Genomic DNA, 12,854 nt, shown 5'->3' on the forward strand with positions numbered 1-12,854 from the left:
GGCTAGCGAGAAGTAATGAACGTGACAAGATCCTCTGGAGCCCTTCCCTGCGCGGGCCACCTTAGCTATCTTGTACGGGGTCACCACGGGGGGTGCTGCTTAAATCGTTTGCCCCGCGGTCGACTTGTTTGGTATGGCGTCGACGACAGACGGAGGGCTCGATACATGGACTTCGGCCGCTCGCACGGAATATTGCACCCCGTGCAGGACGATCTCTTTCACCTGGCGCCTGTGCCGGTTATCTACAAGCAGCTCGATTTCGCTGACCTCGACGCATTCAACGCGGACCTCATGCGCGTGGCTCGCGAGTCGCTCACCGAACCGGAAATAGAGGTCCCCGACGTTCGTCACATCGACGAAAGAGGAATCGGGGTCAAATTCGACGACGACGCCTGGTCGGAGACACAGATCCCGGCGATCGGAGTGTGGCACGGAGTACCCACCAACTCTTTCCTGGACATCAAGTCGGAATCCGTGGGGCGTCTTCGTGGAATTATCGCGGAAAGGTACCAATACGCTCTTCGGGCTACGGAAGAAGTCGACTCCAGTGAACCCTGGATCAGCGAGAGCTGGATCCAGTTCTACAAGGACGGCGACTACAAGGTCCTGCACAACCATGAGCGTTACGGACCGCCCTACCCGGACCACCGCTGGTCGGGCGCCTACTACCTGCAGGACGGTGAACCCGATGACTCCATGCCGTACGCCGGCATGTTCAGTTTCCGGGTTCGTCAGACCAACTACTACATTCGCCCCAAGGCCGGTCTGCTCCTGCTCTGGCCCGCTGACATCCTCCATGAGGTGGCGCCGTTCTACGGGAAGCAGGAGCGGGTCGTGATCAACTTCAACATCAACGCCTGGCCGCTCGGGGCGGGCCCTGACGGTCAGGGAGACTAAGTGCCGGCGACCGCTCCTGTCCCCTTCCCACTGCTCCATGGGCTGAATCTGGGCGGTTGGTTGTCCCAGGCGAAGCTCACCGCTGAGCACGTCGAGAGCTACATCGGTCAGACGGATCTCCATCGGATCGCGGAATGGGGATTCGATCACGTCCGTCTGCCGCTGGACTGGCACTTCGTCATGGGTGGTGACGAACCCGGCCCGCCCCGCTCCGAAGCTGTGCGAACCCTGCGTGCCTTTCACGACAGAGCCACCCAAGCAGGTCTCCGCTACATCCTCGACCTGCACGAGGCGCCGTGCCACACCTTCGAGAACCGCGACAATCCGCTCTGGGCGGACGGGTCGGCGGTGAACCAGTTGGCGGCGTTCTGGGAGTTCCTCCTGCCAACGCTTCCTGATACGACCGACATCGCCATCGATCTGCTCAACGAGCCGACGACACGGGATGTGCACCTCTGGGCCGGTATGGTGGAACAGATGGTCGGTCGAGTCCGCGAGCATGCACCGCAGGCATGGATCGTGGTCGAGGGGGCTGATCGGGGCGCGCCAGGTCTGTGGAGTGAGATGACCGTGCCGGACTCGAGGTGCGTGCTGGGTGTGCACTTCTACGAGCCGATCGCTTTCACCCACCAGCAGGCGTTCTGGTCGGAGGTACTGCCCTACTCCTCCAACTCCCAGACGTATCCGGGTCGGATGGTTCCGAGCGCGACGCCGGTGCCTTCGGAGTTCCAGCACTGCTTTGATCGTGAGTGGCACCGGGAAGAGCTGCGCAAACTCCTGATGCCCGCCGCAGAACGCGCCCGCGAACTGGGCGTTCCCATACACTGCGGTGAATTCGGAGCCTTCGTCCTGGCGCCGGCCGAGTCTCGCTACGCATGGTTGACCGATGTTCTGTCCATCTTCGACGAGTTGGGCATCGGATGGTCCTACTGGAGCTACCGCGACATGGGCTTCGGCGTCTTGTACGACAACCCAGCCGACCGTTTCTCACGACTCCCTGAGTACTCCGCCGGCGTCGACCCCAGACTCCTGCAGACCTTGACCCGCGGGTTCGCGCCGCACCGAGCTGAGGCGCCGTGAAAGCGAGTCTTGCCCGTAAGCTCCTCCGAGTGGGGGGCCAGATCGTCCGTCCCGTCAATCTCATGCTGCGTCGGATGCTTCCAAGCGCCCGTCTGGAGAAGGTGACATGGCGTCCGGCTCCGTCCCGTCGTGCAGTGGGGCCGATCACCGTCGCCTTTCTCACCGACATACATCTCGGTCCGACGACTCCTCCCTCGTATCTGCGCCAGTCGGTCCACCAGGTCAACGCTCTCAACCCTGACCTCATCGTGCTCGGCGGGGACTACTTCTTCCGCAGTCTGGACGACACCGACGAATTCACCCGGGCCATCGCGGAACTTGACTGTCGGCTTGGAGTCTTCGCCGTGCTCGGTAACCACGACTACTGGCTCAATGCTCCGCTCGTCACCGAGTGCCTCGAGTCTGCGGGGGTAACCCTGTTGACCAATCGCGGCGTGAGGGTCGACGGCAATGAGGGCAGTGTGTGGTTGTGCGGCGTAGATGACCTTTGGACCGGACAGCCCGACATCGTCGCGGCACTCGACGGGCGCGAAGACGACGAGATCGCCATCCTGCTGAGCCACAACCCGGACTTCGCCCCTGTGGCGGCCGAGCATGGTGTGGACCTGATGCTCAGCGGGCATACGCATGGCGGGCAGATCCGCTTGTTCGGCCGCACCCTCTTCTCCAACTCAACATACGGCGACACCTATCTGGCCGGTTGGAGTCGGCTGAATGGCACAGACGTGTATGTGAGCCGCGGCATCGGATCAGTTGAAATCGCATTGCGGCTGGGCGCGCCGGCCGAGATCACTTTGATTTCGGTGGTGTGAGGTGGGTCTCTTTGCAGGAGCCCTGATAGCGGCAAACCTCTTTGTGGGCTTGGTGCTGGTTCTGCTCGCCGGGCGCCGGATGCTGTTGACCGCAGCCTCCTTTCGGCGAGTCGAGCCAGGGCCTGTTCCCGTCGATCTCCCCCGGTTCTGGGTGGTCAGTGCTCTGCTGAACGAATCCGCGCGCGTACCGGAACTGGTACGTGTGATAAACGCCCTGGACTACCCGAACGTTGAGGTCGTACTGGTCGATGACGCGTCCGACGATGACACGGTCGGACGGCTCGAGGAGTTGGCGCCCGCGGAATGGCGGATAGCGGTCAGCCGGGACGGAACTCGGCGCGGCAAGGCCGGTGCGCTTCACGCGGCTCTGGCCAGCTTGCCGATATCGGACGACGATCTGGTGCTCGTCACGGATGCCGACCACATTCTGCCCGCCGACACTCTGCTTCGTCTCGCGAGGTGGTTCGGCGATCCGGACGTGGACGCCGTCGCATTCGGACACCGCGCCATAGAGCCCGATCGCTCTCTGGTGAGCGTCTTCTGCGAGCTCGAGGGAGCTGTGAGCGAAGAAGTGAACAGCCGGGGCCGTGCCGCGCTTTGGGGCGACGCGGCACTCGCCGGTGTATTCGGTTGCCGCTGGACGGCATTCCGGCAGTTCTATCCGAGCGACTGGAACTTGGCGGACGACGCGACTTTCTCTGCCGCCCTGCGCGCAGCCGGTCGGCGTATCGGTTTTGCGTCGGATATATCGTCGCGGCACGAGGTGCCTGACACCCTGCACGGTTATGTTCGTCAGCATTTGCGGTGGATTGTCGGACTGTACGCGACAGGTCGGTCGGTTAGCAGTAACCTGCTCCGAACCAGAGACCGCAGTTGGAGCGCACGGCTTGGTTCCGCGGTGAACTCATTTGGGTACGCGGAGCGGCCCATCTTGATCCTGTGGGCCATTCTCAGTGCTTGCGTCCTCGGCATGGGCCGCGGCGGATGGCTCGTAGCATTTCCGCTGTTCACGTTCGGCGCGGCGGTCACCGGGCAGTTGATCGCCGCACTCCTCCACATCAAGGCAACGGGAAGGCTGTGGCTGCTCGCCGTCCCCTCCCTCGCAATGGGCGTGGTGGACGTGGCTCTGTCCACTTATGGCCTTTTCCGTCGATTTGGTGAGGGCGAGGGGTGGTCGAAGCAGCCTTCCGAACAATCCCGTGATGCCACCCTGACGGAGTGAGACGAAAGGACAACATAGCGCATGGCTAAGATAGTCGCGATAACAGTCGGCTACAATAACCGGCGCTGGTTGGAGGAGTGCTTCACCTCATTGCTCGCCTCCGAAATGCAGGAGCATTCACTAGATGTAATTTTCGTCGACAACAGCTCGTCCGATGGCAGCGCCGAGCTTGTGCGGGGAAAGTATCCAGAGGTTGAAGTAGTCCACAGCCCGGAAAACCTAGGGTTTTCCGGTGCTAACAATATCGGCATGAGGATGGCGCTGGAGCGCGGCGCTGACTTTGTCTTTTTGGTCAATCCTGACACACGGACCCCGCCAGATCTCGTCTATGGGCTCACTGAGTTCATGGAAAATCAGCCGAGCTACGGCGTAGTGGGCCCGATGCAGTTTGTCTACACCGCTGACGGCTCGTCCAGTACAGAGTTGAACGCTTGGTCAGTGGACGCTCTGCAGGCCGGTGAAGCACACGCGCTCTTCCTCGACTGGCCGGATCACCCGTCGGAGGCCAGTCCGGCCCAGGGGCGAGCCCCGGAGACTCTGGAGCATGCGTATGTACAGGGTGCAGCTTTCTTCTGCCGCGCCGACGTACTCCGCAGTATCGGCATGTTCGACCCTGCCTATCACTCGTTCTACGAGGAGACCGACCTCTGTCGGCGGGCGCGCTGGGGTGGTTGGCGGGTGGCCCTTCTGCTAAACCTGGGCATTCAGCACTACGGGGGCGGTGACTCAGCCGCATCTCTGTATCGACGACGACACATGCTGCGCAATAAGTACTACTTCCTGGCCACTGACCCAAGTTGGCGAGTCAGGGATGTCGTGAGGCTTTCGGCAAGCTGGGTCATCAGTGACCTGCGTCGCCGTGGCGCTGCCCCGGCAGCGACGCGAAGGGCAGCGTTCGGAGACGTCGTTTGCGGGATGGCCTGGCTCGCCGGGCGTATCCCTCGCATGCTGGCACGCAGGCGAGCCCATTCACTGCTTCACAAAAGAGGTTCTTCAGAACCCGTGCTCAGTCACCACGCCGACTGCGAGCGCCCGCTGCCGCCATCCGGCGAGGCCGGAGGGGAGAATCGGTCGGGGCCGTCCGGGCGGGGCGCAGAGCAGGAGGTGTGAAAGCCGACCGGCCAACCGGATGTGGTGGGCCAGGGAGAGCTGGAATCCTCGAGCACGCAGCACCGTGGGGACGTCCATCTCGCTGTCTGTCACGAGGACGGCGCGTCCAGTGGGTGACAGCACGCGGGCGCATTCGTCCCAGAACATGTTCAGAGAGGGCGTGAGCGACCCCGCTGCCTCAACGGCGAGGTTCCATGGCGGGTTGGTCACCAGCAGGTCAGCGCTGCCGGAGGACCAGGGCTGAAGACCAGCGTCTGCGGTTCCGAAGAAGATGGGCGTGTCAGCCAGCTCGGCGTTACGACGGGCGTTGCGCACCCGGGTGATGTCGTGGTCGGCAGCGAACAAGCGGGCGGCCGGCTGGATCGCGGCCATCTCGATCGGGATGGTGCCGTCACCACAGAAGGGGTCGACGACAACTGCGTTGGCGGCGGGCTCGGCCAGCCGGGCAAGAGCCGCGGCGAGCGGGGGGTGGAGGGTGCCACGCTCGGCGTGCTGTTTGTAGGACCGTCGATGCAGCGGCCCGGCCGCCACCCTGAGTGTGGCGGTTGCCCTGGTTCCCTCCACGAAGAGACGAACCGTCATATCGACGGGTACCGACTGACCGGTCTCGGCACTGCGGGAGGCGAACCGACCACCCAAGGGCGCCGTGAGCGCCGCACCCACAGCGTCCTCCAGGACGTAGCGGCTGAAGTTGCGCCGTCCGACGAGGCTCACCACCACATCGAATCGAGGTGCCGCCGTGACCGCTCGCAGTGACCTGAGACTCTTCACGGCTCGCCGCCACGGCAGCGTCGCGAGTCGCTGGGCCAGCCAGAGAACGACGTCCTTCGTATGCCCGACCCCGTCGATTTCGCCGACCAAAAGGAACACGTCGTCCACTGTGCGCAGTTGCAACAGTCGACTGTGCAGTTCAGGGAGCTCGAAGCGAACCTCACGACCGCTCAGTTCGATGCCCGAAGCCGCCGGCAGTCCTGCGATCTCGTCGGCCGCGATCCACTCCGTACTTCGGACCGTACGCGCGATCAATTTGACACTCATGATGCATACGCCGAAGCTGCCAGTCCCAGCCCGTGAACGCGCTCACCAACAGCCGTCAGGTGACGAGGCAACCTGGCTCCTCCTTCATGCCGATGATGGCGCTGCCAGGGCCTCAGCCTACACCTTGCCTGGTCAACGCAACCGGCCCAGATCGCGCTAGCTCAGGAGCCTGCCCCTGCGCAATGATGATCACCCTGAACAGCGAGTGGGAGGGACGGGCGCGTGACTCACGGGGGTCTGAAGGTTCTTGTCACCGGCGGTGCCGGGTACATCGGGTCGGTGGTAACCACGCAGTTGCTCCAGGCGGGATACGGAGTCACTGTGCTGGATGACCTGTCGACCGGTTTCAGGGATTCCGTGCCCAGCGGGGCCCGGTTCATCGAAGGCCGCATCCAAGATGCGGCAAGGGTGCTGGACTCCTCGTACTCGGCGGTCCTGCACTTCGCCGCCGTGGCCGAAGTCGGTGAATCCGTACGAATGCCGGAAAAGTATTGGTGGAACAACACCGTCGGATCACTCAGCCTCCTGGACGCGATGCGCGGGGCCGGTGTGGGTACCTTGGTCTTCTCCTCCACCTGCGCGGTCTACGGCGAACCGCGATTCATGCCGATCACCGAGGACACCCCGGCCGCCCCGATCAATCCCTACGGCGCCTCCAAGCTGGCCGTCGACAACATGATCAGCGGGGAGTGTCGGGCACGCGGTCTGGCAGCCGTATCGCTCCGATATTTCAACGTCGCGGGTGCCTATGGGCGTCACCGGGAACGCCACTCCCCGGAATCTCACCTCATCCCGATCGTCCTGCAGGTCGCCCAGGGGCGCCGGAAGTCGGTCGCGATCTACGGCACCGACTACCCGACCGCCGACGGCACGTGCATCCGCGATTACATACACGTCGCCGACCTGGCTCAAGCCCATCTGCTGGCTCTCGACGCCGCGCGTCCCAACAGGCACATCATATGCAACTTGGGTAATGGCACCGGTTTTTCCGTGCGTGAGGTGATCGAGACCGCCCGCCATGTCACGGGACATCCGATCCCGGAGGTCATAGCCCCTCGCCGCAGCGGCGACCCGGCCGTTCTCATCGCCGCCGCCGACTTCGCCCGGGAGGCTTTGGGGTGGCAGCCCACACGTACCGCGCTCGCGGACATCATCGCCGATGCCTGGGCATCCATGCAGTGAGGCCGCGGTCGGCGCATGCCACCGCACGGCCTCACTGCACGGTCTTGTCGTCAGTGTGCGGAGCTGGCGAACCAAGAAATAGTGTGCTTCACGCCCTCCGCCAACGAGACTTCCGGTGACCAGCCCAGAACCTCGGCAGCCAAGCTGATGTCCGGCCTCCTCTGTTGCGGATCGTCCTCCGGCCGAGGAATGAATTCGATAGGCGAATCTGATCCGCAAGCCTGCTTGATGAGTGTCGCCAGTTCCAGGATGGTTATTTCCTGCGGATTCCCGATGTTTATCGGCCCCGTATGCTCCGTATCAATGAGCCGGATGATACCCTCGATCAGGTCCGACACGTAGCACAATGACCGCGTCTGCGCACCGGAACCGGCGACCGTTATCGGCTCGGAACGCAACGCTTGATTGATGAATGCAGGAATCGCCCGGCCATCGTGCGACCGCATGCGGGGGCCGTAGGTGTTGAAGATGCGGAAGATGGACGCGTTGAGTCCGTACGCCCTTCGATATGCTGTGACCGCAGCCTCGGAAAACCGTTTCCCCTCGTCGTACACCGACCGCGGACCGATCGGGTTCACGTGACCCCAGTATGTCTCTGGTTGCGGATGGATCTGCGGGTCTCCGTAAACCTCGCTCGTGGAAGCCAGCAAGTACTTCGCACCGTGTTCTTTGGCCAACTCGAGAGTGTGCAGGGTCCCGATGGAACCTGCCTTCAGGGTCTCGACCGGCAGTCGAAGGTAGTCGACAGGACTTGCCGGCGAAGCCAGGTGCAGCACGATGTCGATGCCGCCTGATATTCGGATGGGTTCCGTTATGTCGCTATTGACGACATGAAATGGACCGATTTCGGAAAGGTGCGCTACATTCTCTGGCGAACCGGTGACGAAATTATCCAGGCAGACGACCTCGTAGCCTTCCATTAGAAGCCGTTCGCAGAGATGAGAGCCGACAAAACCCGCTCCTCCGGCGACAACCGCACGCCTCATGACCGGATTCCCCCTTTTGACGTGAAGGGCGATGAAAGGCCGCCCTGTGTACACACTGTTCGGAGATCGAACCAGTCAAGATCATACCGTGGGTTCCAAAATCGGAAACCTTGTGCGGCGTGTCGTCCGGATCAGGTTCCGCAGTTCCGCATCTCAGATGCCGGCGTGATCCGGCCGCCGCGAACAACAGGACCACATACGAGGTAATTTTTAGGTTGTCGCCGGAAATTCATAGAGATTGTACGAAATGCCTGGCAGGCGTGGTTTACTCGCTCATCGATCTCCCTGGCGACCTTGCTCTGACAGCTCCCGACAGAATTGGCTGGTCAGTCCGCGAAGCGGCACACCACCATGCCGACCGACGCAGGACACGAGTCTTGTTCGGGGTGGGCGGTGTTTCCTGCACGCGCCGAGTCAGTCACTCGGTTACTGACGCCAAGAGCAGCAATTCCTGACCTCTGTCGCCTGAGCCTGCTCGACCGGAGTTCGTGGCCACCGTTGGGGTCTTCGATGCCGATGCCCGCCAAGGCCATTGCTGATGCTTCCGCAACTGGCCAGGCACCTCAGCATGACCCACCTGTCCAGCACTTGGCGACAGTTCGCAGAACGCGCCGTAACGGACGCATGGCAGTCGGCGCGCAGGCCGTCTCCCCGTACCACCACCCGCTCTGTATGCGGCACAGCCGCAGCGCCATCGACCGCACCCACGTGCTCGCCCTGCGCGGCGCGGCGGGCGCATGCAAGGCCCTCTTCACCCGGCCGGATGGTCGTCCCCTCGACCTGCACGGACCGGGCCGAGTTCGAAGAGCAACTCAGAGGGACCAGGATCGACGACCGCCGCCTGTACGACGGGATGCGCCACGCCGCCAGCACGACCTGAACGAACTCGGGGTGGACATGCCGACGATCAGAGGTTCTGCGGCACACCCTGATCAGTCAGACTCGCCGATAAGCGCAGAGGACTATCGCACCTGTCGGAGGATGCAACGCGCCGCATGAGAGCCACTTCATGCCAGCGCCGGAACTCGCGCCTGAGGCCAAAACTGAGACTGGCGCAGGGTCCGCTCGAGGTCGCCGCCCCATGCGCTCAAGCAAAAGCCCAGCTCAGACAATGTCTGGGCTGGGCTTCGGAAGAGCCGCCTTCGGGATTCGAACCCGAGACCTACGCATTACGAGTGCGTTGCTCTGGCCATCTGAGCTAAGGCGGCGCGCTGTCCACACCATGGTGCGATCAGCAACGTCGGTAAGTCTACACAGTTTCCGGGGGTGCTCCGTACCACCCCCGGAGGTGTCGGTCCGGGGGTGGGGGCCGGACTAGGGGGTATTTCGAAAGTCCCGCACAGCACCCACGGCGCCCGGCACGCCCTCTCGCCGCACCGGCCGAAAACCCGAGTGCATCCAGTACGAGCGCTTTCGTCCGGCACGCCGAGAGCACGCACCGGACACCGCGGGCACCGCACAGGACTTTCGAAACACCCCTAGGAGCAGCGCTTTCCGTTCGTCGGTGGGGTGCCGCGGAGGAGGTACGCGTTGATCGCCGCGTCGACGCAGGCGCTGCCGCGGCCGTAGGCGGTGTGGCCGTCGCCCTCGTAGGTGAGGAGGCGGCCGGAGGAGAGCTGGCCGGCCAGGGAACGGGCCCAGGGGTAGGGGGTCGCCGGGTCGCGGGTGGTTCCGACCACGACGATCGGGGCGGCGCCCCGCGCCTCGATGCGCTGCGGCTCGCCGGTGGGCGCGACCGGCCAGTACGCGCAGTTCAGGGCCGCCCAGGCGAGACTCTTCCCGAAGACGGGGGACGCCTTCTCGAAGGCGGGCAGCGCCCTGCGCACGTCGTCGGGGCCGTCGAAGGCGGATGGCAGGTCGAGGCAGTTCACGGCCGCGTTGGCGAACATCAGGTTGGAGAAGCCGCCGCCGGCGTCGCGCTCGTAGTAGCTGTCGGAGAGGACGAGCAGCCCGGCGCCGTCGTTCTCGCGGATCGCCGAGGTCAGCGACTCACGCAGCTGCTCCCAGGTGCTCTGGTCGTACATCGCGGCGATCACGCCGGTGGTCGCGAGGGATTCGGTGAGCCTGCGGCCGTCGGCGTCGCCCGTGGACAGGGGTCGCGCGTCGAGCCTGTCGAAGAAGGCCTTGAGGTTCGTGCCGACGGCACCCGCCCGTGTGCCCAGCGGGCAGTCGGACCGCCGCGCGCAGTCCTTGGCGAACGACCGGAACGCCGTCTCGAAGCCCGCCGTCTGGTCCAGGTTCAGCCTGCGCGCGGGCAACGACGGGTCCATCGCACCGTCCAGCACCAGCCGTCCCACCCGGTCGGGGAACAGCCCCGCGTACGTCGCCCCGAGGAAGGTCCCGTACGACGCGCCCACGTACGTCAGCCGCCGGTCCCCCAGCACCGCGCGCAGGATGTCCATGTCACGGGCCGTCTCGACGGTGGAGAGATGGCGCAGCAGGCGCGCCGACCGGGCGCCGCAGCCCTCCGCGAACTGCTGGTAGGCAGCGACGAGGCGGTCGGTCTCCCGCTGGTCGTCGGGGGTGACGTCGGTCTGCGTGTACGCATCCATCTCCCTCCCGTCGAGGCACTTCACGGGCTCGCTGCGGGCCACGCCCCGCGGGTCTACGGCGACCATGTCGTAGCGGGCGCGGATCGCGGCCGGGTAGCCGATGCCGGCGTACTGCTGGAGGTAGCCGACCGCGGAACCACCCGGTCCGCCAGGGTTGACCAGCAGCGAACCGATCCGCTCGCCCGGATCGGTCGCCTTCTTCCGAGCCACGGCGAGCCGGATGTCCCCGGCGCCGGGGCGCGCGTAGTCGAGCGGCGCCCTCATGGTGGCGCACTCGAATCCGGGGGCACCGCAGCCGCGCCAGCGCAGCTTCTGCCCGTAGTACGGCGCGAGCGCCGACGGCGTGGCCGACGGCAGCGCCGCCAGTGCGGCCTCCGCCACGGCCGGACTGGTGCTGTTCGTCGAGCCCGTGGCGGAGCAGGCCGACACCAGCAGCGCCATGAGGGCGAGGAGGGTGACACCGGTCCGGGATCTGCGGGAGGTGCGCCTGATGTGCATTCCGCGAGCGTAACGCTGAGCCACTGTTCGATCGCGCAGTGTACACATGACGCCACGGACGGGGGACCCCGTCAACCCGGCGGTTCGCAGCACCCGATCGGCGGGGCTGGGGGTCCGATCAGCGAGTCCCACCAGCACCGATCAGCCAACCCCGGGTCCCGGTCATCAGCAGGCCTGCGTCCCGATCACCCGGGCCCAGCCCGCGATCAGCCAGGCTCCGCCCCGATCAGCCCGATCTCAGCGCCATCAGCCCGATCTCAGCGCCATCGTCATCGCCTCCACCGCCAGCAGCGGTGCCACGTTGCGGTCGAGGGCGTCTCTGCACGCGCCGATGGCCTCGATCCGGCGGAGTGTCGACTCGGGGCTGCTGCCGCGCGCGAGCCGCTCCAGGGCGTCCTCGGCGTCCGTGTTGGCGAGGGCGATGCGGGAGCCGAGCTGGAGGGCGAGGACGTCACGGTAGAAAGCCGTGAGGTCGGTGAGGGCGAGGTCGAGGCTGTCGCGCTGGGTGCGGGTTCTGCGGCGCTTCTGCTTGTCCTCCAGGTCCTTCATGACGCCCGCCGTGCCGCGCGGCATCCGGCCGCCCTGGGCCGCGCCCAGTGCGGCCTTCAGCTCCTCGGTCTCCTTGGCGTCCTTCTCCTCGGCGAGCTGCTTGGCGTCCTCGGCCGCCGCGTCGACCAGCTCCTGGGCGGCCCTCAGGCAGCCGCCGATGTCCTCGACGCGCAGCGGAAGTCTCAACACGGCGGCGCGGCGCTCGCGCGCGGCCGGGTCGGTGGCCAGGCGCCGGGCCCGGTCGACGTGCCCTTGGGTGGCGCGGGCGGCCGCCGCGGCGACGTCGGGCTCGATGCCCTCGCGCCGTACGAGCATGTCGGCGACGGCCTCGACGGAGGGCGTGCGCAGGTTGAGGTGCCGGCAGCGGGAACGGATGGTGGGCAGCACGTCCTCTAGGGACGGCGCGCACAGCAGCCAGACCGTACGCGGGGCCGGCTCTTCCACGGCTTTGAGGACGGCATTGGCCGACTTCTCGTTCAGCCGCTCGGCGTCCTCGACGAGGATCACCTGCCAGCGGCCGGTGGCCGGCGAGGTGTAGGACTTGCGGACCGTGTCGCGCATGTCCTCGGCGAGGATCTGCGTGCCCACGGCGGCGACGGTACTGACATCGGCGTGCGTGCCGATGAGGGCCGTGTGGCAGCCGTCGCAGAAGCCGCAACCGAGGGCCCCGCCGAGGGCCCGGTCGGGGCTCACGCACTGCAGTGCGGCCGCGAAGGCCCGCGCCACCTGGGTGCGGCCCGCGCCGGGCGGGCCGGTGAACAGCCAGGCGTGCGTCATCTTCGACGCCTCGGGCGGCGGCGTGCCGGTGGCGGCCGCGGTGACGAGCGCGTCGGCGTCCCGGGCAGCGGCGGCGAGCTGCTCACTCACCTTCTCCTGCCCGACGAGGTCGTCCCACACGGTCATGGGTCACGCCGCCCTTTCCTCACGG

Annotated in this window: 10 protein-coding genes and 1 tRNA gene; 6 read left to right on the forward strand and 5 right to left on the reverse strand. The window is 65.4% G+C overall.

Annotated features, from left to right (window positions below):
* The first annotated feature begins 201 nt into the window (after positions 1 to 201).
* Genes ACZ4YY_RS16520 through ACZ4YY_RS16540 form a run of 5 tightly spaced genes read left to right on the forward strand, consistent with a single transcriptional unit; the run spans position 202 to position 5,121 of the window.
* Positions 202 to 897, forward strand: coding sequence for a putative 2OG-Fe(II) oxygenase (locus ACZ4YY_RS16520; protein ID WP_468289793.1), 696 nt, complete (start codon positions 202 to 204; stop codon positions 895 to 897).
* Positions 898 to 1,977 carry a glycoside hydrolase family 5 protein gene (locus ACZ4YY_RS16525; RefSeq protein ID WP_468289796.1) on the forward strand — a complete coding sequence of 360 codons (1,080 nt, stop codon included), beginning with the start codon at positions 898 to 900 and terminating at the stop codon, positions 1,975 to 1,977.
* Between the two features lie 29 nt (positions 1,978 to 2,006).
* Entirely contained in the window at positions 2,007 to 2,789 is a 783-nt protein-coding gene (locus ACZ4YY_RS16530; protein ID WP_468289799.1) for a metallophosphoesterase, read from the forward strand.
* A gap of 52 nt (positions 2,790 to 2,841) precedes the next feature.
* Positions 2,842 to 4,011, forward strand: coding sequence for a glycosyltransferase family 2 protein (locus ACZ4YY_RS16535; protein ID WP_468289802.1), 1,170 nt, complete (start codon positions 2,842 to 2,844; stop codon positions 4,009 to 4,011).
* Positions 4,012 to 4,032: 21 nt separating this feature from the next.
* Positions 4,033 to 5,121, forward strand: coding sequence for a glycosyltransferase family 2 protein (locus ACZ4YY_RS16540; protein ID WP_468289804.1), 1,089 nt, complete (start codon positions 4,033 to 4,035; stop codon positions 5,119 to 5,121).
* On the opposite strand, the gene ACZ4YY_RS16545 is transcribed toward ACZ4YY_RS16540, so the two are convergent.
* Positions 5,005 to 6,159, reverse strand: a complete 1,155-nt coding sequence (locus ACZ4YY_RS16545) for a methyltransferase (RefSeq protein WP_468289807.1) — start codon at positions 6,157 to 6,159, stop codon at positions 5,005 to 5,007. The genes ACZ4YY_RS16540 and ACZ4YY_RS16545 overlap by 117 nt on opposite strands.
* A 222-nt stretch (positions 6,160 to 6,381) precedes the next feature.
* On the opposite strand from ACZ4YY_RS16545, the gene galE reads away from it, so the two are divergent.
* On the forward strand, positions 6,382 to 7,341 hold the full coding sequence (gene galE, locus ACZ4YY_RS16550) for a UDP-glucose 4-epimerase GalE (RefSeq protein WP_468289809.1): 960 nt from the start codon (positions 6,382 to 6,384) through the stop codon (positions 7,339 to 7,341).
* A gap of 50 nt (positions 7,342 to 7,391) precedes the next feature.
* Here the strand turns inward: galE and ACZ4YY_RS16555 are convergent, their stop codons facing one another.
* The 4 genes from ACZ4YY_RS16555 to ACZ4YY_RS16570 form a co-directional block, all read right to left on the reverse strand.
* Positions 7,392 to 8,327, reverse strand: a complete 936-nt coding sequence (locus ACZ4YY_RS16555; RefSeq protein ID WP_468289812.1) for a UDP-glucuronic acid decarboxylase family protein — start codon at positions 8,325 to 8,327, stop codon at positions 7,392 to 7,394.
* 1,134 nt (positions 8,328 to 9,461) lie between these two features.
* Positions 9,462 to 9,535, reverse strand: a tRNA-Thr gene (locus ACZ4YY_RS16560).
* Positions 9,536 to 9,805: 270 nt separating this feature from the next.
* Positions 9,806 to 11,377, reverse strand: coding sequence for an alpha/beta hydrolase (locus ACZ4YY_RS16565; protein ID WP_468289815.1), 1,572 nt, complete (start codon positions 11,375 to 11,377; stop codon positions 9,806 to 9,808).
* Between the two features lie 246 nt (positions 11,378 to 11,623).
* Complete coding sequence (locus tag ACZ4YY_RS16570; RefSeq protein WP_468289818.1) at positions 11,624 to 12,829, reverse strand: DNA polymerase III subunit delta'; 1,206 nt, start codon at positions 12,827 to 12,829, stop codon at positions 11,624 to 11,626.
* Positions 12,830 to 12,854 lie beyond the last annotated feature (25 nt).

The organism is Streptomyces sp. NPDC030143 (genome assembly GCF_055573695.1).